This is a genomic window from Micromonospora desertarenae (assembly GCF_056150265.1).
The window spans coordinates 76,022-100,452 of record NZ_JAXCFQ010000019.1; the positions used below are offsets into that span (position 1 = coordinate 76,022).

Genomic DNA, 24,431 nt, shown 5'->3' on the forward strand with positions numbered 1-24,431 from the left:
CGCTTCGTCCATGTAACCAGGCGAAGGCGGTAATTTCGGTCAATTCGCGGGCAGGGTGGCCCAGACGACCTTTCCGTCCCCGGCCGGCACGCTCCCCCAGCGCTGAGCCAGCTCGCGTACCAGCATCAGCCCCCGACCGCCCTCGGCCCGCAGGTCCGGGTCGCCGGATCGGGCGGCGTCCGGGCTGCCGTCCACCACCGTCAGGTGCAGCCACGGCCGGCGCAGGGTGAGGGTGACCTGCATGGGTGTGCCGGCGTGCCGGACCACGTTGCCGACCAGTTCGGAGAGCACCACCGAGGCCGGACCGACCGCCTCCGGCAGGTTCCACCGGGCGCAGGCGTCGGCGACCAGTTCGCGGGCGCGCCGGCAGGCCCCCGCCGCCGGCTCCAGCCGGGCCCGCAGCCGGGGCGCCGCCGCGGCGCCGGCGACCCGGACCGCCTCGTCGCAGTCCGGCCGGACCGGCACCACCCGGCAGGTGGTCGACTCGGCCAGCCAGGCGGCGGCCTCGGGGGACGGGGCGCAGAGCACCAGCGGCACGGCCGGCCAGCCGGCGGCCTGCCGGGCGGCGGCGGCGAAGACGGACAGGGCGAGCCGGTCGTGGACGGTGACGTCGGTGAGGTCGACCACCAACGCGTCGGGCTGGGCGGCCAGGCACCGGTCCAGCACCCGGTACACCGAGCGCATGGTGACCAGGTCCAGGTCGCCGCCGAGCCGGACGACGGTCGGCGACCCGTCGCTCACCTGGCAGCTGATCCGGCTCGACATCTCCGCCCTCGTTCGGGTCTCGTCCGCAGGACTGCGAACTACCCGGGCGGGCGGCAGGTCAAACGGGACGGGCCACCCCCGCGACGACCGTCACGTGGTCGTCGCCGGTGGTGGCCCATGGTGGGCGCCGCGGCCGGGCGGTGTCGCGTCAGCGGCGGGCTGTGCCGCGGGTGGTCAGCAGGCCCAGCGCGATCATGCCGACGCCGAGGAAGAGGTGCAGCCAGTTGTCGGCCATGTTGAGCGGGATGAAGTTCGCCCCGCTGTCGTGGTCGACCACCAGGCCGTAGAGCCACAGCACGAGGTAGATCGCGCCACCGCCGATCAGGTACGTCCGGGCGCCGGCGACGGTCCGGGCCAGCGCCAGCCCGACCACCCCGTAGAGCAGGTGCACGAGGTTGTGCAGCACCGAGACCTGGAACACGCCGAGCAGCTTCGCCTCCGACTGGTGGCCGGCGAACCCCAGGTCGCCGTAGTTGGTGGTGATGCCCGGCACGAACCCGAGCAGGCCGACGAGAACGAAGACCCAGGACACGATGATGGCGGCCCGGCGTACCGGGGCCTTGCCGTCGGCCGGGTTGGATCGGGCGCGCGAGTGCGCCATCGGACCGGTCACCGCGGACTCCCTCCGTGCGGCGGTGCAGAGCCCTGCCCGGCTACCCGCTCCGGCGGCCGGCAAACAGTCCGGCCGGGCCCCGCGTGGCGGGACCCGGCCGGTGCTCGTCGCGCAACTGTCAGGCCGGTTGCAGGCGGCGGGCGGTGGCGTGCTGACGGACCTGGTCGTAGAGGCGCACGTACTCCCGCGCCATCACCGCCGGGGTGAACCGCACGGCGGCCTCCCGACGGCACTCGCGCCCATCGAGCAGGCTGGCCGCCAGCAGCAGCTCGCCCAGCTCCTCCTCGTCGGTGGTGAGCAGCCCGGTGCGGCCGTGCTCGATCAGCTCCGGCAGGCAGCCCCGGGCGGTCGCCACCACCGGCGTGCCGAGCGCGAGCGACTCGACCACCGCGGTGCCGCCGGGCTCCTCCCAGCGCAGCGGGAACAGCGTGGCCCGGGCCGCGGCCAGCAGGTCGTCGCGTTCCTGCCCGGCCACCGTGCCGACCCAGCGGACCAGCTCGCCGTCCACGTGCGGGGCCACCTCGTCCAGGAAGAACCGGACGTCCGGGTTCTGCCGGGCCTCGTCGCCGGCCGCGGCCAGATCCTCCGGCCGGTGGTACGGCCCGACCGGGCCGGCCAGCACCAGCGGTACCCCGACCTGCTGGGCCAGCCGGGCGCCCAGGTCCTGCCCCTTGCCGGGGTTGATCCGGCCGAGGATCAGCGCGTAGTCGCCCTTGCGCGCCGCCGGTCGGCGGTCGGCGCCGACGGCCAGCGGGGTGGCCAGGTGCACGTGCCCGACCGAGTGCGCCCGCAGCGCCTCGGGCGCCCGGGCCAACTGCGAGGCGGAGACGCCGTTGACCCGGACCCGGTCGCCGCCGTCGAAGGTGCCGTAGAGCGCCGGGTGCTTGGCCAGGTCCCAGTGCAGGGTGTGCAGCGCGGGCGGGGCGTCCGGACCCATCGCGGCGAGGGTGGCCAGCCCGACCGCCTCCACGTGGTCGTGCACCAGGTCGATGTCGTCGCGCGAGCGCAGGGCCCGGACCACCCCGCCCAGGTGCGCCTGGGCGACGCCGCAGACCTGGTTGTACGGCCGTTGCAGCTGGGCGAACTGGCCGTCCGGGAAGACCGACACCAGCTCGTCGACCGGCAGGCTGCTGGTCCCGACCGAGGCGAGCACCACCCGTACGCCGAGCCGGCGCAGCTCCGGCACCAGGGTGGCGACGACGTTCTCGATCCCGCCGTAGCCGGGCGGTGGCACGGACAGCCAGGGCCCGGCGTTCATCAACACGGTGAGGCTCATCGCGCCGCCCCCCGTCCCGCGCGGGGACCGGGGCTCGCCGCCGCCGACCGGCGCCTCACGCCGCCGCCACCCGGCGACGCGGCACCCGGTGCCGCAGCTGCGCCAGCGGCGGGCGCTCCTCGATGGAGACGTCGCTGACCACGATCTCCCGCTCCAGGTTCGGCAGCGCCTCCGAGCCGCCCCGCCGGAACTGGGTGAGCAGCGCGGCGGGCACCGCCCCGGGACTGGCCCAGCCGCGCCGCTGCAACCGCGACCACGCGGTGAGCATGATCTGGGCCGACATCCGGCCCAGCGCCGCGGTGTCCTGGTGGCGGTGCTTGCGTTCGCCGAGGTCCACCTGGGCCAGCGCGTCCAGCCCGACCAGCTCCAGCAGGTCGATGAGCATGGCCGTCTCCACGCCGTAGCCGGAGACGAAGGGCACCTGCTCCAGCGCCTCCCGGCGGCCGGCGTACTCGCCGGCCAGCGGCTGCACGAAGCCGGCCAGCTCCGGCCAGAACAGGTTGAGCAGCGGCCGGGCCATCAGCTCGGTCACCCGGCCGCCGCCGTCGGCCTCCACCCCGGCCGTACCGACCAGCGGCCGGTGGTAGAACCCCTTGACGAAGTCGACCGACGGGTCGGTCAGCAGCGGGCCGATCAGCCCGCTCACGAAGTGCGGACGGAACTCCCGCAGGTCGGCGTCGATGAAGGCCACCACGTCCCCCTCGGCGGCGGCGAGCCCGGCCCAGAGCGCGTCGCCCTTGCCGGTCAGCCGGGGCAGCCCCCGGGTCATCGCGTCCTGGCTGACCACCTCGGCGCCCGCCGCCCGGGCCACCTGTGCGGTGCGGTCGGTCGACCGGGAGTCGACCACGATCAGCTCGTCGACCAGCGGCACCCGGTCCACCAGGTGCTCGCGGATGGTCGACACGATGGCGCCGACCGTGGCTTCCTCGTTGCGGGCCGGCAGCACCACGCTGACCCGGGTGTCACCCTTGGCGCGCAGCAGCCGCCGCGCCGGCCAGTCGGCCGCTGACGTCGTCCGGTAGGTGGCCCACGCCTCCACCACCGGCGAAACCGTCGATTCCGTATTCCGCACAGGCACCCCCTGATCGAGGCGGAAAATCCAAGGGAGGGTTTTCCCACTTCCCACCACGCGCTAACCGGATCATCCCCGACAGCCTGATCACAAACGTGGCATGCGGGGGTTCCCGGGTCGTGAACGTTTGATTGCGCCCACCCGAGGGGAGTGCTGACCTCGACGACATGAACAGTGGGTGGGAGGGGCTTGGATGCGCACGTGCCGGGTGGGACTGGTAGGAGCCGGTGGGGTGGCGCAACGCCATGCCCGGGTGCTCAGCGGCTTCGCCGACGTGGAGCTGGTCGGGGTGACCGACGTGCTGCCGGCGGCCGCCGCCGAGCTGGCCGCCGCGTACGACACGCGGGTTTGCGCCGGCGTCGAGGAGCTGCTCGCCGCCGGGCCGGACGCGGTGTACGTCTGCGTCCCGCCGTTCGCGCACGGGCCGGCGGAGGAGGCGGTGATCGCCGCCGGGCTGCCGATGTTCGTGGAGAAGCCGGTCGCCGTCGACCTCGCCACCGCCGAGCGGATCGGCGAGCTGGTCGCCCGGCGCGGCCTGCGGACCGCGGTCGGGCACCACTGGCGCTACCTGCCGGTGGTGGAGCAGGCCCGCCGCCTGCTGGCCGACCGCCCGGTGCGGATGGTGGCCGGCGCCTGGCTGGACAAGGTCCCCCCGGTGGCCTGGTGGTCGCGGCGGGACCGCTCCGGTGGCCCGGTGGTCGAGCAGGCCGCGCACGTGCTGGACCTGATCCGGGTGCTGGCCGGCGAGGTGAGCGAGGTGACCGCGTACGCCGACGGCACACCGCCCCCGGTCGACGGGGCGGACATCGACTCCGTCACCACCGCCGCGCTGCGCTTCAGCAGCGGCGCGGTCGGCACGCTGACCGCCGCCTGCGTGCTCGGCTGGAAGCACCGCGCCGGGCTGGAGATCCTCGCCGACGGGCTGGCCCTGGCGCTGACCGAGGACGGCCTGGTCGTCCGGGACGGTGACGGGGAGCGCCGGTTCCCCGCCGACCCGGACGCCGCCCGGGTCGCCGTCGACCGGGCGTTCGTCGACGCGGTGCGTGGGGTCGGCGACGACATCCGGGTCCCGTACGCCGAGGCGCTGGGCACCCAGCGGCTGGCCGTCGCGGTGGCCGACTCGGCCCGCACCGGCACTCCCGTCCGGCTGGCCGCGCCGGCCGCCCCGGCGACCCTGCGCACGGGGGTGACGGTCGATGCGTGACAAGGTCGTCACGGTGCCCGGCCCGGGTCGGGTGGAGCTGGTCGAGCAGGACGCCGCCGAGCTGCGCCCCGGCACCTTCCGGGTCCGTACGCTGTTCAGCGGGGTCTCCGCCGGCACCGAGCTGAGCTACGTCAAGGGCACCAACCCGTATCTCAACGTCGCCTGGAACGCCGACCTGGGGCTGTTCCAGCCCGGGGAGGCGAGCACCCCGTATCCGGTCACCCGGCTGGGCTACATGCAGGTGGCCGAGGTGGTGGAGAGCGCCACCCCGGCGGTCGAGGTCGGCGCCGTCGGCGCGATGACCTACGGGCACCGCACCGGCCACGTCGCCGACCCGCTCGCCGAGCGGTTCGTCCCGCTCCCCGACGACCTGGACCCGCTGCTCGGCGTCTACGTCGCGCACATGGGGCCGATCTGCGCCAACGGCCTGCTGCACGCCGCCGCCGACCTCTACGGCACGGACGTGCGCGGGCTCGGCGACGGGGTGCGCGGGCGCCGGGTGGCGGTGGTCGGCAGCGGGGTGGTGGCCCTGCTCACCGCGCTGTTCGCCCGCCGGCACGGCGCCGCCTCGGTGGTGGTGCTCGACCCGACCCCGCAGCGGCGGGAGGTCGCCGAGGCGCTCGGCCTGGAGACCCTCGACCCGGAGGCCGACGACCCGGCGGTGGTGCTCAAGACCCGCTGGGCGCACACCGCCGGTGACCGGGGCGCCGACGTGGTGTTCCAGTGCCGGGGCCAGGCCTGGGCGCTGCACCTGGCGCTGCGCCTGCTCCGCCCGCAGGGCACCGTGATCGACCTGGCCTTCTACCAGGCCGGCGCGGACGCGGTCCGGCTCGGCGAGGAGTTCCACCACAACGGGCTGTCGCTGCGCTGCGCCCAGATCGGCCGGGTGCCCCGCGGGCTCGCCCCCACCTGGGACCGGGAGCGGCTCTCCGCCGACACCATCGACCTGCTGCGCGCGTACGGGGACCTGATCCGCAAGCACCTGGTCTCGGCGGTGGTGCCCTTCGAGGAGGCCCCCACCCTCCTCACCGCGCTCGCCGAGCGCCGCCGCCAGGAACTCCAGGTGGTCCTCACCCCCTGACCCGCCGCGATCTTGCAGTTCTGGTCCCTGTTCCGCGGCATCTGCCGCATTCGTCGGGGCAACGACTGCAAGATCGCGGCAAACGGGCGGCGCGCCCCGCGGCCGGGCGGGCCGCCCAAGGTCGGCCGCGTCGCGTACCGTTGCCGCTCATGGGTGTGTCGCAACGGTTGAAGACCAGGTTCCGCCGGTTCCTCCAGCGCCCGGGAACGACGGTCGACCTGGCGCCGCTGGAGAAGCTGCTGCCGGCCATCGAGGCCCGCGAGGAGGAGCTGTCGGCGCTCGACGATGTCGAGCTGACCGAGGCCGCCCGCCGGGCCGAGGGCTACGAGGAGATCTGCGCGATCGGCCGCGAGGCCGCCCGCCGCGGCCTCGACCAGCGGCCGTACGACGTGCAGCTGCTCGGCGCGATGGCGCTGCTCTCCGGCAAGGTCGCCGAGATGGCCACCGGTGAGGGCAAGACGCTCACCGCCACCATCGCCGCGTACGGGCACGTCCGGCTGGGCAACGGCCCGGTGCACGTGCTCACCGTCAACGACTACCTGGCCCGCCGCGACGCCCAGTGGATGGAGCCGGTCTACCACCTGCTCGGCCTCACCGTGGGCTGGGTCAACGAGGCCTCCACCCCGCAGGAGCGCCGCGACGCGTACGCCTGCGACGTCACCTACGTCTCGGTCAGCGAGGCCGGCTTCGACTACCTGCGCGACCAGCTGGTCACCGACCTCGCCGACCGGGTGCAGCCGGCGCTGCGCACCGCGATCGTCGACGAGGCCGACTCGATCCTGATCGACGAGGCCCGGGTGCCGATGGTGCTGGCCGGCGCGGTGCCCGGCGAGCAGGACCCGGTGCACGCGGCCGCCGCCCTGGTGCGCGGGCTGCGCAAGGGCAAGCACTACACGGTGGCCGAGGACGGCCGCAGCGTCGCCTTCACCGCCGCCGGCCTGGCCGCCGTGGAGGCCAAGCTCGGTCTCGACCTCTACGACGAGGAGCACGTCGAGCAGCTCTCCGCGGTCAACGTGGCGCTGCACGCGCACGCCCTGCTGCACCGCGACGTGGACTACATCGTCCGGGACGGGTCGGTCGAGCTGATCGACGAGATGCGCGGCCGGGTCGCCCAGCGCCGCCGCTGGCCGGACGGGCTCCAGGCCGCGGTGGAGGCCAAGGAGGGCCTGGACGCCACCGCCGAGGGCGAGGTGCTGGGCACCATCGCCGTGCAGGCGTACATCGCGCTCTACCCGAAGGTGTGCGGCATGACGGCCACCGCGGTGCTGGTCGGCGACCAGCTGCGCGAGTTCTTCGGCCTCGAGGTCGCGGTGATCCCGCCGAACACCCCGTGCGTCCGCGAGGACGAGCCGGACCGGATCTACGCCACCCGGGCCGAGAAGGAGGAGGCGCTGATCGACGAGATCAAGCGCAACCACGAGTGCGGGCGGCCGGTGCTGGTCGGCACGCTGGACGTCAAGGAGTCCGAGGGGCTGGCCGCCGGCCTGAACGCCGCCGGGGTGCCCTGCGTGGTGCTCAACGCCAAGAACGACGACGAGGAGGCGGCGATCATCGCCGAGGCCGGCGCGTACGGCGCGGTGACCGTCTCCACCCAGATGGCCGGCCGGGGCGTGGACATCCGCCTCGGCGGCAGTGACCAGGCCGACCGGGACCGGGTCGCCGAGCTCGGCGGCCTCTACGTGATCGGCAGCGGCCGGCACGACAGCCGCCGGGTCGACGACCAGCTGCGCGGCCGGGCCGGCCGGCAGGGCGACCCGGGTGGCTCGGTCTTCTTCGTCAGCCTGGAGGACGACCTGGTCGTCCGGCACGCCGGCGACACCGTCCCGGCGTCGCCGCGGATGAACGCCGACGGTCTGGTCACCGACGAGCTGGTGGACTACGCCGTGGAGCACGCCCAGCGGGTCGCCGAGGGCGTCAACCACGAGATCCACCGCAACACCTGGCGCTACAGCGTGGTCATCGAGCAGCAGCGCAAGGCGCTCGCCGAGCGCCGCGAGCGGCTGCTGACCACCGACGTGGCGGCGCTGATGCTGCTGGACAAGGTGCCGGACAAGGCCGGCGAGATGGACGAGGACCTGCTCGCCCGGGTGGCCCGGTCGATCGCCCTCTACCACCTCGACCGGCTCTGGGCCGACCACCTGGCCGAGCTGTCCGAGGTACGCGAGGGCGTGCACCTGCGCGCGCTCGGCCGGCTCGACCCGCTCGACGAGTTCCACCGGGCCGCGGTGCCGGCCTTCAACGAGCTGGTCCCGGAGATCGAGAGGCGGACCATCGCGACGTTCGAGGAGACCGAGTTCGACGAGGACTGGGAGCCGGACGCGGCGAAGCTGGTCCGGCCGAGCGCCACCTGGACGTACCTGGTGCACGACAACCCGTTCGGCTCCGAGCTCGACCGGCTGATCGCCTCGGTCGGGCGGCGGCTCACCGGCGCGTCCCGCTGAGGCCCGGGGGTCGCGTCCGGCGCGTCCGCGCGCCCGGCCGCGGCCCCCTTTAGGCCGTTTCGACCCATGTTCGCCGGGGTAGTAGGCCGGGGCCCTAGAGTCGGGAGAACAAGAGGATGGCACGGGTGATGACAGCACCGGCTGGCGGTTCGGGGGCGGCGGGGGCTGTGGACCGGTGAACCTGGACACGCGGGTGCCGGCGGTCGAGACGCTCGGGGTGCTGGAGACCGCGGCGCTGCTGCGGGAGCTGACCGCCGGCCTGATCGCCGTGGACGACTTCGACGCGGCGCTCACCGCCCTGGTGCGGATCACCCGGGACGCCGTCGACGGGGTCACCTGGTGCGGCTTCACCGCGCTGCGGGCCGGGGAGCCGGCCGGGGTGGCCGCCTCGGACGCCCGGCTGGCCGGCCTCGACGACCTGCGGCACGGCCCGGACACCCCGGCCATGGAGGCGATCCGCCGCCGGGAGATGATCCGCTCCGAGCACCTGGGCCGGGAGCGGCGTTGGCCGACCTGGACGGTGCGGGCACGCGACCTCGGCGTCCACGGGGTGATCTCGGCGCCGGTCGACGTGGACGAGCAGGTGATCGGCGCGATCAACCTGTACGCCGGCGCCTCCGACGCGCTCACCACCGGCCACCAGCTCACCGCCATGCTGCTGGCCGAGCACGCCGGGCTGCTGCTGGCCGCCGTCCGGGACCGGGCCCGGCAGGCCGCGCTGGCCGGGGAGCGGGACGCGTCGCTGCTCGGCGACGGGGTGGTCGGGCAGGCGATCGGGGTGATCATGACGCAGCGCGGCTGCCCGGCGCCGGAGGCGCTGGAGGTGCTGCGCAGCGCCGCGTCCTCGCTGTCCATTCCGCTGCGCGAGGTGGCCGAGCGGCTGGTCAGCACGGTCTCCCGGCAACGGAGCGGCTGACCGCGTCGTTTCACCCGGTTGGCGGCCGGGTAGCACCCTGGACTGGTGGGCTGAGCAGCGGACCAGGGGAGGACCCATGCAGAGCCGGCTGCGGGTGCAGGGACACCCGATCCAACCGATGCTGGTGACGTTCCCCTTCGGGCTCTTCGTCAGCGCGACCGTCTTCGACCTGACCGACGTCCTCGGCGGGCCCGCGTTCCTCGGCGAGGTCGGCTACTGGACGGCGGTCGCCGCGCTGGTGGCCGCCGGGCTGACCGCGATCGCCGGCATGATCGACCTGTGGGACGTGCCGGGCGACCGGACCCGCCGGACGGCGATCACCTTCAACCTGGTGAACACGGCCATGGCCGGCCTGTTCCTGATCGGCTGCCTGATCCGGGCGGACGCGCCGCAGCGCGGCGCGTCGGTGGTGCTGCTGCTGACCGAGGTGGTCGCGCTCGCCGTCGGCGGGATCGGGGTACGGCTCGGCGCCCGGCTGATGCGCCAGTTCGACGCCGGCCGGCGGACCGAGCCGACCACGTTCGACGCGCTCAGCGGCGCGACCGGCTCGACGGTGGAGATCGTCCCGCCGCGCTCCTGACCCGCTGGGCCCTCTCCGGCGGCGGGGCCCGGCCGGGGGCGGCGCCGGCGACCTGGCCGGCACGCTCGGCGGGGCGACCGGGTGCCGTCGAGATCGTTTCGCCGCGCTCCTGACCCGCGGGTCCTCTCCGGCGGCGGGGTCCGGCGGTGCGGCGCCGACGGCCCGGCGGGGCGGCGTCGGCGACCCGGCCGGTGGCGGCAATTGCGTTGCCCGGCCGGGCCCGGCCGGACAGGCTGGCCGGATGACCACCGACCCGAGCTTCGAGGAACTGCTCGCCGAGGGGGCGGCCGCCCCGGTCGAGGGCTGGGCCTTCGACTGGCTGGCCGGCCGGGCCACCGAGGAACGCCCGCCCTGGGGGTACGCCCGCCTGGTCGCGGCCCGGATGGCGACGGCGGACGCGGCGCTGGACGTGGACACCGGCGGCGGCGAGGTGCTGGCCGAGGTGCCGCAGCCACCCCGGTTGCTGGTGGCCACCGAGGGGTGGCCGCCGAACGTGCTCGTGGCCCGCCGGGTGCTGCGCCGGGTCGGCGCCACCGTCGTCGCGGTCACCCCGGACGCCCCGTTGCCGTTCCGGGACGCCGCCTTCGACCTGGTGGTCAGCCGGCACCCGGTACGCACCGACTGGGCCGAGACGGCGCGGGTGCTGCGTCCGGGCGGGACGTTCCTGTCCCAGCAGATCGGCCCCGGCACGGTCCGCGAGCTCAGCGAGGCGATCCTCGGGCCGCTGCCGCCACCGGCCGAGCGCCATCCGGAGCAGGCGGTGGCCGCCGCGCGGGCGGCCGGGCTGACCGTGGTGGACCTGCGCGAGGCGACTCTGCGCACGGTGTTCCACGACATCGCCGCGGTGGTCTGGTTCCTGCGCAAGGTGGTCTGGACCGTCCCCGGCTTCACCGTCGACCGCTACCGCCCCCAGTTGGCCCGCCTCCACCACCGCATCCGCACCGACGGCCCCTTCACCGCCCACGCCCGCCGCTTCCTCATCCAAACCCACCGCCCCTGACCACCACCACCACCCTGACCACCCGGTTGATCATGAGGTTGACGGCGGTGTCGATCTCCGTCGGTGCCGCCAACCTCATGATCAACGGGGCTGGTCGGTGGGGTGGGGGGTGGTGGGGTGGGGGGTGGTGTGGTGGTCGGCTAGGACGTCCTGGCCGAAGTCGCTGGTGGGGCGGCGGAGCACGGTGTGCGCGTGGTTGCCGTCGTCGGTGGTGTTGTCGTACTCGATCAGCAGGTCGTCGCCCTGCACCCGGTAGTAGTGGCGCTGGCCCGGGCGGGTGGGGCCGGCCCAGGCGAAGTGCAGCTGCCCGCCGGCGAGCCGGCGCGCCTCCCGGACGGCCAGCTCCGGCGGGAGCCGGTCCAGGTAGAGCGCGACCAGGTGGTCCAGCAGGGCCCGGGAGGTGGGCCCGAGCCGGTCGGCCGGTACGCCGAGCGGCTCCAGCGGCGCGTCCACCCGGGGCCGGGTGGCGCTGACGATGTCTGCGGGCGCCTCGTCGGCGATGATCGCGGCGGCCCGCCCGGCCGGGTCGAGCGCGTCCAGCAGCGCCCGGGCGAGGTCCTCCTCCACGCCGAGCGGCCGGGTCACCGGGCGGCCCGCGTACCGGACGGCCGCCGGGTTGGCGCCGAAGAAGATCGGCGCGGGGGAGACCTGGTCGTCCACCACCGTCATGCTCACCGAGAGGTGGTGCCCCTCGACCCGCCACGCCCACCGGTCGTCGCGGGCCGGGTCGCCGAAGACGGCCACCCAGTAGTCGTCGCTGCGCCGGCCGCGGCGCCAGCCCTCGGCCCGGTCCAGCACCTCCTCCAGCGCGATGATCGTCATGGCCTGCGCGTACGCGGTCGGGCTCAACGCCGTGGCCAGCAGCCGGTGCGCGGCCTTGCGTCCGGCCGGGTCGAGGTCGGCGAGGCTGACCCCGGGCCGGGGGCGCGGCCGGTACTCCAACCAGCGCCGGGCGGCGTCGTCGTCGAACCGGTGGGTCACGCGGTCACGGGACGGCTCGTCGAGCGCGGCGAGCAGCGCCGTGCCGGCGGCGCGCATCTGTTCGGGCAGGGGATCCTCCACCGCCCTTGTATACCGGCCCCGGCCCGATCGCGCCGGACCTCGGCCGTACCCGGCGCCGTCGGGTGGCCGGGAGGCTCAGCCGGTGGCCGGGCCGCCCTCCGGGCGCAGCAGGGCGAGCATCGGCGGCAGGTCGAAGAAGGTGGCGGTCTCCACCGCCGACGGGCTGCCGTGGTCCGGATCGGCGCCGGCGGCGAGCAGCGCGCGCACCGCCTCCGTACTGCTGCGGAAGACCGCCGCGGCCAGCGCGGTCTGCCCCCGGTCGTTGGTCCGGGAGTGGTCGGCGCCCCGGTCGAGCAGCGCGGCGACGGTGTCCGGGTGGGCGTGGTAGGCCGCCAGGATCAGCAGCGTGTCGCCCTTGTCGTTGGTCAGGTTGACCGGCAGCCCGGCGTCGACGTAGTCGGCCAGCTCCTCGGTGGCGCCGTCGCGGGCCAGGTCGAACATCCGGTGCGCGAACGCCAGCGTCTCGGCGTCGAGTTCCTCGGTCACCGGTCCAGGTTAGTCGGACCGGCGCCTGGTAGGTTCCTCGGCCGGTGCGGCGGGGGAGGGGCATGGACGATCAGGTGTACGTGGGCAACGCGGGCGTCGACGGCGCGACCAACGCCGGTTGGCTGCTCGGCCACTTCATGCCCCCCGGCGAGGTGCGGCACAGCACCGACGTCGAGGTGAAGTGGGGCGTGCACCCGGCCGGCGAGGCGCGCTCGCGGTGGGCCACCGGGGAGCGGCGTACGGCGCTGCTGGTGCTGGTGAGTGGACGGTTCCGGGTGGAGCTGCCGGATCGGACGGTGGTGCTCGGCGAGCCGGGCGACTACGTGGTGTGGGGCCGCGGGGTGGACCACTCCTGGTACGCCGAGCGGGAGTCGGTCGTGCTGACCGTCCGCTGGCCCTCGGTGCCCGGCTACCGGGTGGCGCCCCCGGTCCGCCGCTGACCCTTCCGCCGTGGCTTGGCCGGTAGTGACCTGACCTGCCCACGCCCGCGGCGGCCGGGTGCCGGTCGCCGCCCGGCGGCCTGGTGATGGTCCTGCGCGGCGTGGTGCCCGGCACGGCCGGTGGTCCCGTCAGATGGGATATCCTACTAAACCCATAGGGTTTATCGCTTAAGCTGGACGCGACCTGCCGCCGAGCCGCGAGGACCAGCCGTGACCACTCGACGCCCACCCGACCTGCTCGCCGTCGCCGCCCGGTGGGCCGCCGATCCGGCCGCCTGGCCGCAGCCGCTGCGCTTCGACCCGGCCAGCCGGTGGTACGCCCGGCTCGCCCAGGACGACGAGCACGAGGTCTGGGCGCTGAGCTGGCTGCCCGGGCAGGGCACCGACCTGCACGACCACGGCGGCGCCAGCGGCGCGTTCCTGGTCGCCGCCGGAGTCCTCACCGAGGAGACGGTCAGCGGCGGCGGGCTGCACGCGCACCGCCTGGCCGCCGGTGCCGGCCGCCGCTTCGGCCCCCGGCACGTGCACGTGGTCACCAACCGGGGCGCCGAGCCGGCGGTCAGCGTCCACGTCTACCGGCCCGCGTTGCGCCGGATGACCCGCTACCGGTTCGCCGACGGCCGGCTCCGGGTCGCCGAGGTGGCCGTGGCGGGTGTCGCGTGGTGACCGGCCCCCGGCCGGCGGCCGCCCCGGACGACCGACGACCAGTGGAGGAGAACACCATGCCGCAGACCGACCCGACCGGCTGTCCGGTCCCGCCGCCCGGCTCCCGGGGCATCGACGAGATCCTGGCGGCCGCCCGGTCCCGGCTGGACCGGCTCGGCCCCGAACAGGCCCACCTGGCCCACCGGGCGGGCGCGCTGCTGGTCGACATCCGCCCGGCCGCCCAGCGGGCCGCGTACGGCACCGTGCCGGGCTCGCTGGCCGTCGAGCGGAACGTGCTGGAGTGGCGGTTCGACCCGCGCTGCCCAGCCCGGCTGCCGGAGGCGGTCGGCTACCACCTGCGGGTGCTGGTCCTCTGCCAGGAGGGCTACACCTCCTCGCTGGCCGCCGCCGCCCTGCGGGACCTCGGGCTGTACCGGGCCACCGACGTGGTCGGTGGCTTCGCCGCCTGGCAGATCGCCGGCCTGCCGGTGCTCGGCCCGACCCCGCCGCCCCGACCGTCGCACCTCGCGCCCCCGGTCACCGCCGGGCCCGCGCCGTCCTGACCGCCGCGTCCCACCCGGGCGTGCCGGCCCCAGCCGCCGTAGGAGGCACCCATGTCCGTCGTCGCCATATCCCCGCGCCCCTACCCGCCCGGCCGGCTCGACCGGTCCGCGCCGTACCGCCCGGCCGCCACGCCGAGCCTCACCATCACCGTCGACCTCACCCCCGGCGCGCCCAGCCCGCGCCTCGCCCGGCTGCTGGAACTGCTCGGCGAACTGGCCGAGTCGGGGGAGGGGCGGCTGGTCCCCGTCGCCGGCGACGCCCCGTCGCCGGTCCGCGGGCCGGTCGCCGAGGTCAGGAGCGCGCACCCGGAGCCGGTGCATCCCGACGCGGTGCGCATCCTGGCCGGCTCGCGGGTGGTCCGGCAGGGTGACCGCGTCGTCCGGCTGACCCGGATCGAGTACGACCTGCTGCTGTACCTCGCCGAGCGGCCGCACCGGGTGTTCACCCGGCTCCAGCTGCTGGCCGGCGTCTGGGGCTACGAGCACGCGGTGGCCCGCACGGTGGACGTGCACGTGCGTCGGCTCCGCGCCAAGCTGGGCGCCCGCACGCCGGTGGTGACCACGGTGTACGGCGTCGGCTACCGGCTCGCCGACGAGGCCCGGATCGAGATCGACCGCACCCGCTGACCGGCTGCACCCCGGCCGCGTCCGGCGGCGGGCTGGCCGGTCGCCGCTCCGGCGGCGCCCGGCGGGGCGGGTGCCGCCGGTCGCCGTCCCGGCCGTGCTCGCCGTCCCGGCCGTGCTCGCCGTCCCGGCCGTGCTCGCCGGCCCGCTCCCGCCTGGCCGGCCGCCGTCGCCGCCACACCCGGCGGGTCCCGCTGCCGATCGCCGTTCCGACCGGCGACGCTGCTGACCGACCCGCCGACCCGCCGACCCGGCCGACCCGCAGACCCGCCGACCCGCCGACCCGGCCTACCCGCAGACCCGCTGACCCGCCGAACCCGGCGGCCCGGGTCGGCCGCTGGCCCGGGCGGCGCGGGAGGGCCGCGACGCGCGTGTCCCGCGTCCGGGACGGTGGCCGTCCATCTGGGAGCGTGCCCCGACCACGTGAGGACTCCTCGGTTGCCACGGTCGACGGCGACGCGCGGTGAATGTGAACCGGGCGGGCACCCCCCGTATCGGGTCAAGGTGGCGGCTCTGCTGTAATCATCTGGCTTCGTACGCAGAGCGAGCATCCGGCTCCGATGTGTTCGTCAATTGTCACATTCATGCAACGCAGCCGCCCCTTGACCCTCGCACGGACGCCGGGAAGCATCGATGAAGCGGCGTCCCGGGCCGTGGGGAGATACCCGGACCAGCCAAGGAGGACCATGTCGGTCAGCCCCGCTTCGTCGCGCGCCGGATGGCATACGTCCCAACCCGCTGTTCCCGGTCGGCCCCCCGGCGGCCAGCGCCGTCCCGCCAACACCGCGGCGCCGATGCTCACCGTGACCCTGAACATCCCGCTGGCCTGTGAGGAGTCGCTGACCCCGCCGGCCCGCCGGCTGCTCGAGGCGGCCCGGGAGATGCTCGAACGCGGGGAGGGCACGATCACCACCGCCACCACCGTGGAGCGCCGCCCCGACCCGGTGCCGGCCAACCGTTCGCCCGGCCGCCCGCTGGCCCCCACCATCCCGGCCCTGCACATCCTCGCCTCGTCCCGGTCGGTGCTGCGCGACGGCGAGCCGCTGCCGCTGACCCGACTGGAGTTCGACCTGCTGCTGCACCTGGTGGCCCACCCCCGGCGGGTGTTCACCCGGCTGCAACTGCTCAACGCGGTCTGGGGCTACGAGCACGCCGGCGTGCGCACCGTCGACGTGCACGTACGCCGGCTGCGCGGCAAGGTCGGCGTGGACGTCCCGTTGGTCACCACTGTCTACGGGGTCGGCTACCGGCTCGCCGACGACGCCCGGGTCACCATCGACCGCAGCGGCTGACCCGGCCGGGGCAAGATGGGTCGGGTGCGCGTCCGTCCCATCTCACCCGAACGACTCGTCACCGAGCTGGCCGACCGGTTCGCCGCCGCCCCGGGCCGGCTCCGGGTGGCCGTCGACGGCGCACCGGCCGCCGGCCCGGAGGACCTGGCCGCCGCGCTGGTCGACCCGCTGCGCGCGCTGGGCCGCCCGGTGCTGCACGTGCGCGCCACCGACTTCCTCCGCCCCGCCTCGGTCCGGCTGGAGCACGGCCGCACCAACCCGGACGCCTACTACGAGGGCTGGGTCGACGAGGCGGGGCTGCGCCGGGAGGTGCTGGACCCGGCCGGCCCGGACGGCTCCGGCCGGGTACTGCCCTCGCTCTGGGACGCCCGTACCGACCGGGCCAGCCGGGCCGGCTACGTCGAGCTGCCGCCCGGCGGGGTGGTGCTGGTCAGCGGCGCGCTGCTGCTCGGCGGCGGGCTCCCCTTCGACGTCACCGTCCACCTGGCGCTCTCCCCGGCGGCGCTGGCCCGGCGCACCGACCCGGACCACCGCTGGACGCTGCCCGCCTTCGCCCGGTACGCCGAGGAGGTCGCCCCGGCCACCTTCGCCGACATCGTGATCCGATTCGACGACCCCCGCCACCCCGCCCTGGTGGAACCACCCCCCGCCTCCGCCCGGTGATCATGAAGTTGTTGTCCCGACACGCCGTGGCGGGCGCCAACAACTTCATGATCAACCACAGCGAAAATCGGCGGTTTGATCCTTTCGGCGGGTGGGTAATCGCCCGGCTCACAGAGCACGGGTGATCGCCCGCGCGAAACGGACCGTTGCCGGGGCAGACCGCACCGGCGTCCCGGCGGAACCACGAGGCCCAGAAAGGCAGGCAGCGATGCTCGTCCACGACACGGTCGACACGGGCCGATCCCAGGCGGAGATCGACCAGATCCGGCGCTCCCTGCAGGCCCGCTACGACGAGCTGTCCGCGGAGTACGAGCAGGCGGTGCTGCAGAGCCAGGTGTTGCGGCTGGTGGAGGTCGGCGACACCGCCGGCGACGACCAGGCCGACAGCGGCACCAAGACGGCCGAGCGGGACACCGCGCAGTCCCTGCTGCGGACCATCCTCGACCGCCGGGCCCAGTACGAGCACGCGCTGACCCGGCTGGCGGAGGGCACCTACGGCTTCTGCGAGGGCTGTTCCGCGCCGATCCCGGTCGAGCGGCTGGAGATCTTCCCGTCCGCCACCACCTGCGTGACGTGCAAGCAGAACCGGGAGCGGCGGGCGGCCTGATCCCGTCCTGCGGTTGCCGGTCGGTCCGGAGCGCGGTGGACTCCACCCATGGGTGAGATCAAGGTGGGCACCGCGTCCTGGACCGACCGGACCCTGTTGGACTCCGGTTGGTATCCGCAGACCGCCGACACACCGGAGAAGCGACTGGCCTACTACGCCCGGCAGTTCCCGCTGGTCGAAGTGGACGCCACCTACTACTCGCCGCCCGCCGAGCGGACGGCGCGGCTGTGGGCCGAGCGCACCCCGGCCGGCTTCACCTTCAACGTCAAGGCGTTCAGCCTGCTCACCGGGCACCCGACGAAGGTGTCCGCGCTCTACAAGGACCTGCGCCCGGACACCGACAAGCGCAACCTCTACCCGGACGACCTGCCGCCGCAGGCGTACGAGGAGGTGTGGACGCGGTTCCTCAGCGCGTTGGACCCGCTGGTCGAGGCGGGCCGGCTCGGCGCGCTGCTGTTCCAGTTCCCGCCCTGGTTCACCATCAAGCGGGACAACAAGCAGTACCTGCTCGAAGTCCAGCGTCGCTGCGCCCCGCTGCGGCCGGTCTTCGAGTTCCGGCACGCGTCCTGGTTCGACGGGGCCAACGCCGACGAGACGCTCGCCTTCCTGCGCCAGCACCGGCTGGCGTACGTCTGCGTGGACATGCCGCAGGGGCACCGCTCGTCGGTGCCCCCGGTGCTGGCCGCCACCGCGGACCTGGCGGTGGTGCGCTTCCACGGGCACAGCGACAAGTGGACCAGCAAGGACATCCACGAGAAGTTCGGCTACCGCTACTCCGACCGGGAGCTGAAGGACTGGGCGCCGAAACTGCGCGAGCTGGCCGACTCCACCGAGCAGACCCACGTGCTGATGAACAACTGCTACCGCGACTACGCCCAGACCAACGCGGCCACCCTGGCCCGGTTCCTCGACGCCGACGACTGAGCGCCCCGGCTCACCCCGGTCGGGTGACGCGGGCTCACCCGGTCGGCGAGCAGCATCGGGGGTGCGTGCGGTCGACTCGCGGAGCCGGCCGCGGAACCGACACCACGGAGGTGCTGGAGATGACGGTTCGGGTGGTACCGGATCGACGACGCGGCGCCGTGCTGCACGTCGTCGGGTCGTCCGGCGACTCCCGGCCCGTGCCGCGGGCCGGCCGGGTCAGCCCGACCCGGCAGCCGCGCGGCCCGGTCGGGCCGCCGCGCCGCGACGACGACCGACGGTGGGAGACCGACGTACGGGGGTGGAGAGATGGCTGAGCAGTTCCAGTCGGCAATCGAGTCCTCGATGCAGAAGACCAACGAGATACTGCGGGACATCGAGCAGGCCTACGGCTGGCCGAAGGAGCAACGCAACCAGTCCTACTGTGCGCTGCGGACGGTGCTGCACCTGTTGCGCGACCGGATGCCGGTGCAGGAGAGCGTGGAGTTCGCCGCGCAGTTGCCGGTGGTGGTGCGCGGCGTCTACTTCGACGGCTGGAAGCCGATGGACGTGCCGGTCAAGCTGAACCGGGACGACTTCCTGCTGGAGGTCCGGCAGCGGTTCCCGTACGACGTCGAGGGCGGCCCGGAGCGGGTGGTGCAGGTGGTGCTGGACACCCTGCGCCGGCACGTGACCCAGGGCGAGTGGCAGGACGTGAAGGACACCATGCCCAAGGACATGGCCCGGATGATTCCCTGACCGGCGCCTCGACGACGGCTCGCTCCACCCGGGTGGGGCGGGCCGCTCGTGGTCTCAGGCCTCGGCCGGCGGCTCGGCCCGCCCGGCCGCCTCCGCCCGGGTCGGTACCCGGCTGACCCGCCGGTCGGCCCGCTGGGCCAGGCCGGCGAAGGCGACCGCGTCGAGCACCGCCGCGCCGCCGGGGTCGTTGTTGAAGTAGACGTACGCCGGCTCCCCGTCGTCGAACGCGGCGGCCAGCCGGCGCACCCAGGAGGCCAGCGCGGCCCGGCCGTAGTGGGGCCAGGGGCGGGCCCGCCCCTCGTGCAGCCGCAGGTAGCCGAAGTCGGTGGTGCGCCACAGCGGGGTCACCGGCCGGCCGCCCCGGTCGGCCCAGACCAGTGCCGCCCGCCGCCGTTCCAGCACCGCCCGGGTGGCGTCGGTCCACCACGACCCGTGGCGCGGCTCGACCGCCACCCGTACGTCGGCGGGGAAGAGCGCCAGCGTGGCGTCGAGGGCGGCCAGGTCGGCCGGCAGGTTCGGCGGCAGTTGCAGCAGCACCGGGCCGAGGCGGTCGCCGAGCGCGGTGGCCCGGCCGAGGAACCGGGCCACCGGTTCGGCCGGCTCGCGGAGCCGCTTGATGTGGGTCAGGTAGCGGCTCATCTTCACCGCGACGCAGAAGTCGTCCGGGGTGCGGTCCCGCCAGGCGGCGAAGGTGTCCCGTTCGGGCAGCCGGTAGAAGGCGTTGTTGACCTCCACGGTGGCGAACCGCGCGGCGAAGTGCTCCAGCCAGAGCCGTTGCGGCAGCCCGGTGGGGTAGAACCGGCCCCGCCAGTCACGGTACTGCCACCCGGAGGTGCCGAGCAGGATCATCCGGCGGCTACCAGAGGTCGAAGCGGAACACCTCGAACGCGACGCCGTACCGGACGCCGAGTCGGGTGCCGGTCGGCCGGGCCAGCCCCTCCAGGAACTCCTCGGCGTCGAAGCTGCCGTCGCCAAGCCCGGTCAGGTACGCGTGGTGCGCCCGCAGCGAGGCCACCCCCTGCGCGAAGGTGTCGGTGACGTCCACCCCGTGCGCCGAGCGGGGCGAGGCGGCGGCCCAGACCTGGCGCACCCCGTTCCACGGCTCGACCCCGTCGGTGAGCTGCTCCGGGAAGATCCACCGGTTGCCGGCGTCGCGGACCGCGTCCAGCACCGCCCGTCCGGTGGCGATGTGGTCGGCCTGGTTGAGCGCGTACGAGCCGTCCCAGGTGTCCCGGAAGTTGTTGGTGAGGACGATCTCGGGCCGGTGCCGGCGGACCACCTCGGCGATGGCGCGGCGCAGCGGCACGCCGTACTCCAGGACGCCGTCGGGCAGCCCGAGGAACTCGACCGTGTCCACTCCGACCAGTGCCGCCGAGGCCCGCTGCTCCTCCTCGCGCACCTGCCGCGCGCGTTCCGGCGGCATCCCGTCGATCCCCGCCTCACCGCTGGTGACCAGGCAGTAGACGACGTGCTTGCCCTGTGCGGTCCAGCGGGCGATCGCCGCCGCCCCACCGAACTCCAGGTCGTCGGGGTGGGCCACCACCGCCAGCGCGCGCTGCCAGTCCTCGGTCACCGGCTCCAGCGGGGCCAGCGCGGTCGGCTCGGTCATCGACACCTCCTGCTCCTCCGGTTCGCCGTGCCACCGCACCGCGTCGGCGGCCGTGAACGGACCCGGCCCGCCCCATCCTGCCACCGCGGCCCGCGCCGCGCCGTCCGGCGCGACCGGTGCCCGGTTGACGGAGCGCGCCCGGGATGCCAGCATGTGGAAGCGCTCCCATCGACCGACGTCGCCACACCGCCGCCTCCGGGCGGCCCGACGAAGGACAGGGACCGCATGCACCCGCACCGTTCACGCACCCGGCCAGCCCTGCTGGCCGGGGCGCTCGCTCTGGCCACGGTGGCCGCCGTCGGCCTGGGCTTCGCCCGGCCCGGCCCCGCCGACGCGGCCACCACCCTGAAGGCCCTGGCCGACGCCAAGGGCCGGGACATCGGCGTCGCCATCGACCCGAACCGGCTCAACGAGTCCGCCTACCGGCAGATCGCCGACGCCGAGTTCAACCTGGTGGTCGCCGAGAACGCGATGAAGTGGGACGCCACCGAGCCCAACCGGGGGCAGTTCACCTTCACCCAGGGTGACGCGGTGGCCAGCTACGCCGCCGCCGGCGGCAAGCGGCTCTACGGCCACACCCTGGTCTGGCACTCCCAGCTGCCCGGTTGGGTCAGCGGCCTGTCCGCCACCGAGCTGCGCCAGGCCATGCTCGACCACATCGCCGGCGTGGCCGGCCACTACCGGGGCAAGGTGGCCGCCTGGGACGTGGTCAACGAGGCGTTCGCCGACGGCGGTTCGGGCGGGCGCCGGGACAGCATCTTCCAGCAGCGCCTCGGCGACGGCTGGATCGAGGAGGCGTTCCGCGCGGCCCGCGCCGCCGACCCGGCCGCCAAGCTCTGCATCAACGACTACAGCACCGACGGCGTGAACGCGAAGAGCACCGCGATCTACAACCTGGTCCGCGACTTCAAGGCCCGCGGCGTGCCGATCGACTGCGTCGGCTTCCAGGCGCACCTGATCGTCGGCCAGGTCCCCGGTGACCTGCAGAGCAACCTGCAGCGCTTCGCCGACCTGGGCGTGGACGTCCGGATCACCGAGCTGGACATCCGGATGCCCACCCCGCCGAGCGCGGCCAACCTGGCCACCCAGGCCGCCGACTACCGCAAGGTGGTCAGCGCCTGCCTCGCGGTGACCCGGTGCGCGGGCGTCACCACCTGGGGCATCACCGACCGCTACTCCTGGATCCCGGACGTCTTCCCCGGCCAGGGCGCCGCACTGATCTGGGACGAGAACTACGCGCCGAAGCCGGCGTACCAGGCGGTGGTCGAGGCGCTCGGCGGCACCGTCACGCCGACCCCCACCACGCCCACCCCGACCACCCCGCCGCCGGGCGACGGGGGCTGCACGGTGACCTACGTGCCGAACAGCTGGAACACCGGTTTCACCGCCGAGGTGCGGGTGCGCAACGACGGGGCCAGCGCGATCAACGGCTGGACCGTCGGCTTCACCTTCGGCGCCGGGCAGCGGATCACCAACGCCTGGAACGCCACCGTCACCCAGTCCGGCACCCAGGTGAGCGCGCGCAACGCCAGCTGGAACGGCAGTGTGCCGGCCGGCGGCACGCTCAGCTTCGGCTTCCAGGGCACCCACGGCGGCAGCAACCCGGCGCCGACCGGCTTCACCCTCAACGGTTCGGCCTGCCGTACGGGCTGAGGCCGAACCGCCCGTGCCGGCCCCGCCGGGCGTCTACGGTGGGTTAGAGAAGATCCAGCGTGGGGTACCACCCGCTGCACGACGGACCCCGGCGCACGGCGGGGCGGCACACCCGAGGAGCACCCATGGCACTCAACGACGACGACATGCAGACCACCTCCGGCGGCGGCCTGGAAGGCCCGGCTGACGGCGGCGCGACCCCCGGCCAGCAGGACGGCGGCGCCGACGGTGGTGCCGACCGCGGCGCCGAGCGGGGCGCCGACCAGGGTGCCGACCAGGGCGCCGAGGGCCCGGCCGACGGTGGTGCGACGCCGGGTCAGCACGACGGCGGCGCCGACGGCAGCGCCGAGGGTCCGGCCGACGGCGGGGCCACCCCCGGTCAGCACGACGGCGGCGCCGACGGCAGCGCCTGAGCGGTACGCCATGACGCACACCGACCCGCCGGGCGGCCAGGGCCGCCCGGCGGTTCCGTCCGCGACCGCCGCCGCCGCGCTGGCCCGCTGCGTCTCGGTCGAGCCGGCCAAGTTCGCCGCCGCCCACTGGGGACACACCCCGCTCCTCTCCCGCGCCGACGAGCTGCCCAACCGGGCCGGTTTCACCGACCTGCTCAGCCCCGCCGACGCCGACGAGCTGCTCAGCCGGCGCGGCCTGCGTACGCCGTTCCTGCGGGTCGCCAAGGACGGCCAGCTGGTGCCGGCGGCCCGGTTCACCGGCGGCGGCGGGGCCGGCGCCGAGATCACCGACCAGGTCCTCGACGAGCGGGTGCTCGAGCTGTACGCCGGCGGGGCGACGCTGGTGCTGCAGGGCCTGCACCGCACCTGGCCGGCCCTGATCGACTTCACCCGCGAGCTGGGCGCCGCCGTCGGGCAGCCGTTGCAGGTCAACGCCTACCTGACGCCCGCCGGCAGCCAGGGCTTCGCCACCCACTACGACACCCACGACGTCTTCGTGCTCCAGGTCGACGGCCGCAAGCACTGGCGGATCCACCCGCCCGTGCTGCCCGACCCGCTGGAGAAGCAGCCCTGGGGCGGCCGGGCCGACGAGGTCTCCGCCACCGCCCAGGGGCCGGCCGCGCTGGACGTGGTGCTCGCCCCCGGCGACGCGCTCTACCTGCCGCGTGGCTGGCTGCACAGCGCCCAGGCGCAGGAGTCCAGCTCCCTGCACCTGACCGTCGGGGTCCGGGCGCTGACCCGCTACGCGCTGGTCGAGGAGCTGCTCGCGCTCGCCGCCGAGGACCAGCGGTTGCGCGCCACGCTGCCGTTCGGCGTCGACGTGGCCGACCCGGACGCCATCGAGCCGGAGCTAACCGAGACCGTGGAGGCGCTGCGCGACTGGCTGCTGCGCGCCGACCCGGCCGCGGTGGCCGCCCGGCTGCGGCAGCGGGCCTGGCCGGCCGCCCGGCCGGCGCCGATCCGCCCGCTCGCGCAGGCCGCGGCGCTCGCCGGGCTGGACGCCGACAGCCGGCTCGCCCCGCGCGCCGGGCTGCGCTGGCAACTCGCCCCGCAGGGCGACACGGTCGCGCTGCGGCTGTTCGACCGGACCATCACCCTGCCCGGGCAGTGCGCCCCGGCGGTACGCGCCCTGCTCACCGGCGCGGTCAGCCGGGTCGGTGACCTGCCCGGCCTCGACGACGACGCCGACCGGCTGGTGCTGGCCCGCCGGCTGCTGCGCGAGGCGGTGCTGGTCCCCGCCTGACCCGGTGCCGGCGGGGCGCCGCGGTGCCCCGCCGGCGGACCGGGGCCGGTGGTGCCCGGCTCAGGCGGCGGCCGCGACCGGGCGGACCTCGATCGGCAGCGTGGTGGCCCGGGCCAGCTTCGCCGCCCAGCCCAGCGCCGCGTCCAGATCCGGTGCGGCGATCACGGTGAACCCGCCGATGTGCTCCTTGCCCTCGGCGAACGGCCCGTCGGTCAGCAGCGTCTCGTCGTCGCGCACCCGGACCACCCGCGCCGCGGGCGCCAGCTCCAGCCCGGCGCCGAAGACCCAGACACCGGCCTCGCGCATCTCCCGGTTGACGGCCTCGACGTCCCGCATGATCGGTTCCAGGAACTCCGGCGGCGGCGGGGCGTCCCCGTCGGGCTGGATCACGTTCAGCAGGTACTGGCGCATCACACGCTCCTCAAGGTCGCGTCGGCCGGCGTGTTCCGGCCTCCCACCCCTACACGAACGGCGGGCGGCCGGAT

General features: G+C 75.0%; 27 protein-coding genes. 18 read left to right on the forward strand and 9 right to left on the reverse strand.

The features are described from left to right. Positions 1–39: 39 nt before the first annotated feature. The 4 genes from SM577_RS29095 to SM577_RS29110 all read right to left on the reverse strand — a co-directional run bounded on the left by SM577_RS29095 (position 40) and on the right by SM577_RS29110 (position 3,693). Positions 40–765, reverse strand: a complete 726-nt coding sequence (locus tag SM577_RS29095) for an ATP-binding protein (RefSeq protein WP_474588486.1) — start codon at positions 763–765, stop codon at positions 40–42. Positions 766–913: 148 nt separating this feature from the next. Continuing rightward, positions 914–1,366: a DUF4383 domain-containing protein gene (locus tag SM577_RS29100; RefSeq protein ID WP_474588500.1), complete on the reverse strand. Its 453-nt coding sequence runs from the start codon at positions 1,364–1,366 to the stop codon at positions 914–916. Positions 1,367–1,496: 130 nt separating this feature from the next. Continuing rightward, on the reverse strand, positions 1,497–2,654 hold the full coding sequence (locus tag SM577_RS29105; RefSeq protein ID WP_302921801.1) for a glycosyltransferase: 1,158 nt from the start codon (positions 2,652–2,654) through the stop codon (positions 1,497–1,499). A 55-nt stretch (positions 2,655–2,709) separates the two neighbouring features. Continuing rightward, positions 2,710–3,693, reverse strand: coding sequence for a glucosyl-3-phosphoglycerate synthase (locus SM577_RS29110; RefSeq protein WP_474588501.1), 984 nt, complete (start codon positions 3,691–3,693; stop codon positions 2,710–2,712). A gap of 226 nt (positions 3,694–3,919) precedes the next feature. Between SM577_RS29110 and SM577_RS29115 the strand changes: the two genes are divergently transcribed. The 6 genes from SM577_RS29115 (at position 3,920) to SM577_RS29140 (ending at position 10,948) form a co-directional block, all read left to right on the forward strand. Then, entirely contained in the window at positions 3,920–4,930 is a 1,011-nt protein-coding gene (locus tag SM577_RS29115; protein WP_302921800.1) for a Gfo/Idh/MocA family protein, read from the forward strand. Further along, a complete protein-coding gene (locus SM577_RS29120) occupies positions 4,923–6,011 on the forward strand; it encodes a zinc-binding dehydrogenase (protein WP_474588487.1) in 1,089 nt (362 codons plus the stop codon). The genes SM577_RS29115 and SM577_RS29120 overlap by 8 nt, the downstream gene beginning before the upstream one ends. 149 nt (positions 6,012–6,160) lie before the next feature. Then, positions 6,161–8,452 carry an accessory Sec system translocase SecA2 gene (gene secA2 / locus SM577_RS29125; RefSeq protein ID WP_474588488.1) on the forward strand — a complete coding sequence of 764 codons (2,292 nt, stop codon included), beginning with the start codon at positions 6,161–6,163 and terminating at the stop codon, positions 8,450–8,452. A gap of 175 nt (positions 8,453–8,627) precedes the next feature. Next, positions 8,628–9,368: a GAF and ANTAR domain-containing protein gene (locus SM577_RS29130; protein WP_302921797.1), complete on the forward strand. Its 741-nt coding sequence runs from the start codon at positions 8,628–8,630 to the stop codon at positions 9,366–9,368. A 76-nt stretch (positions 9,369–9,444) separates the two neighbouring features. Next, a complete protein-coding gene (locus SM577_RS29135; protein ID WP_474579859.1) occupies positions 9,445–9,948 on the forward strand; it encodes a DUF2231 domain-containing protein in 504 nt (167 codons plus the stop codon). Positions 9,949–10,189: 241 nt separating this feature from the next. Then, positions 10,190–10,948, forward strand: a complete 759-nt coding sequence (locus SM577_RS29140; RefSeq protein WP_474588489.1) for a class I SAM-dependent methyltransferase — start codon at positions 10,190–10,192, stop codon at positions 10,946–10,948. Between the two features lie 81 nt (positions 10,949–11,029). Here SM577_RS29140 and SM577_RS29145 read toward each other — a convergent pair whose 3' ends face one another. Beyond that, positions 11,030–12,010 carry a DUF3500 domain-containing protein gene (locus SM577_RS29145; protein ID WP_474588490.1) on the reverse strand — a complete coding sequence of 327 codons (981 nt, stop codon included), beginning with the start codon at positions 12,008–12,010 and terminating at the stop codon, positions 11,030–11,032. Positions 12,011–12,085: 75 nt separating this feature from the next. Further along, positions 12,086–12,496, reverse strand: coding sequence for an ankyrin repeat domain-containing protein (locus SM577_RS29150; RefSeq protein ID WP_302922797.1), 411 nt, complete (start codon positions 12,494–12,496; stop codon positions 12,086–12,088). A 62-nt stretch (positions 12,497–12,558) separates the two neighbouring features. Here SM577_RS29150 and SM577_RS29155 point away from each other — a divergent pair, with 62 nt between their 5' ends. The 9 genes from SM577_RS29155 to SM577_RS29195 all read left to right on the forward strand — a co-directional run bounded on the left by SM577_RS29155 (position 12,559) and on the right by SM577_RS29195 (position 18,989). After that, on the forward strand, positions 12,559–12,936 hold the full coding sequence (locus SM577_RS29155) for a cupin domain-containing protein (RefSeq protein ID WP_302922796.1): 378 nt from the start codon (positions 12,559–12,561) through the stop codon (positions 12,934–12,936). 210 nt (positions 12,937–13,146) lie between these two features. Then, entirely contained in the window at positions 13,147–13,602 is a 456-nt protein-coding gene (locus tag SM577_RS29160) for a cysteine dioxygenase (RefSeq protein WP_474588491.1), read from the forward strand. 56 nt (positions 13,603–13,658) lie between these two features. After that, positions 13,659–14,144: a rhodanese-like domain-containing protein gene (locus SM577_RS29165; RefSeq protein WP_474579857.1), complete on the forward strand. Its 486-nt coding sequence runs from the start codon at positions 13,659–13,661 to the stop codon at positions 14,142–14,144. A gap of 51 nt (positions 14,145–14,195) precedes the next feature. Then, the gene (locus SM577_RS29170; protein ID WP_474588492.1) at positions 14,196–14,771 is read left to right on the forward strand and encodes a winged helix-turn-helix domain-containing protein; all 576 of its coding nucleotides are present in this window, start codon (positions 14,196–14,198) and stop codon (positions 14,769–14,771) included. 683 nt (positions 14,772–15,454) lie between these two features. After that, complete coding sequence (locus SM577_RS29175; protein ID WP_302922792.1) at positions 15,455–16,060, forward strand: winged helix-turn-helix domain-containing protein; 606 nt, start codon at positions 15,455–15,457, stop codon at positions 16,058–16,060. Between the two features lie 24 nt (positions 16,061–16,084). Continuing rightward, positions 16,085–16,723 carry a nucleoside/nucleotide kinase family protein gene (locus SM577_RS29180; RefSeq protein WP_302922791.1) on the forward strand — a complete coding sequence of 213 codons (639 nt, stop codon included), beginning with the start codon at positions 16,085–16,087 and terminating at the stop codon, positions 16,721–16,723. Between the two features lie 208 nt (positions 16,724–16,931). Continuing rightward, complete coding sequence (locus SM577_RS29185; RefSeq protein ID WP_302922790.1) at positions 16,932–17,330, forward strand: TraR/DksA family transcriptional regulator; 399 nt, start codon at positions 16,932–16,934, stop codon at positions 17,328–17,330. Between the two features lie 48 nt (positions 17,331–17,378). Further along, positions 17,379–18,254, forward strand: coding sequence for a DUF72 domain-containing protein (locus SM577_RS29190; RefSeq protein ID WP_302922789.1), 876 nt, complete (start codon positions 17,379–17,381; stop codon positions 18,252–18,254). 306 nt (positions 18,255–18,560) lie between these two features. Beyond that, entirely contained in the window at positions 18,561–18,989 is a 429-nt protein-coding gene (locus SM577_RS29195; RefSeq protein WP_302922787.1) for a DUF2267 domain-containing protein, read from the forward strand. A gap of 54 nt (positions 18,990–19,043) precedes the next feature. Here SM577_RS29195 and SM577_RS29200 read toward each other — a convergent pair whose 3' ends face one another. Both SM577_RS29200 and SM577_RS29205 read right to left on the reverse strand, forming a co-directional pair. Next, positions 19,044–19,838, reverse strand: a complete 795-nt coding sequence (locus SM577_RS29200; protein ID WP_474588493.1) for a DUF72 domain-containing protein — start codon at positions 19,836–19,838, stop codon at positions 19,044–19,046. 7 nt (positions 19,839–19,845) lie between these two features. Next, a complete protein-coding gene (locus SM577_RS29205) occupies positions 19,846–20,598 on the reverse strand; it encodes a PIG-L deacetylase family protein (protein ID WP_474579854.1) in 753 nt (250 codons plus the stop codon). Between the two features lie 225 nt (positions 20,599–20,823). Here SM577_RS29205 and SM577_RS29210 point away from each other — a divergent pair, with 225 nt between their 5' ends. The 3 genes from SM577_RS29210 to SM577_RS29220 all read left to right on the forward strand — a co-directional run bounded on the left by SM577_RS29210 (position 20,824) and on the right by SM577_RS29220 (position 23,946). Continuing rightward, positions 20,824–22,251: a glycoside hydrolase family 10 protein gene (locus SM577_RS29210; protein WP_474588494.1), complete on the forward strand. Its 1,428-nt coding sequence runs from the start codon at positions 20,824–20,826 to the stop codon at positions 22,249–22,251. 125 nt (positions 22,252–22,376) lie between these two features. Next, entirely contained in the window at positions 22,377–22,664 is a 288-nt protein-coding gene (locus tag SM577_RS29215; protein WP_088993704.1) for a hypothetical protein, read from the forward strand. A 10-nt stretch (positions 22,665–22,674) separates the two neighbouring features. Further along, positions 22,675–23,946 (forward strand): cupin domain-containing protein, encoded by a 1,272-nt coding sequence (locus SM577_RS29220; protein ID WP_474588495.1) that lies wholly within the window; start codon positions 22,675–22,677, stop codon positions 23,944–23,946. A 60-nt stretch (positions 23,947–24,006) separates the two neighbouring features. Here the strand turns inward: SM577_RS29220 and SM577_RS29225 are convergent, their stop codons facing one another. Then, positions 24,007–24,357 carry a YciI family protein gene (locus tag SM577_RS29225; RefSeq protein ID WP_302922782.1) on the reverse strand — a complete coding sequence of 117 codons (351 nt, stop codon included), beginning with the start codon at positions 24,355–24,357 and terminating at the stop codon, positions 24,007–24,009. Positions 24,358–24,431 lie beyond the last annotated feature (74 nt).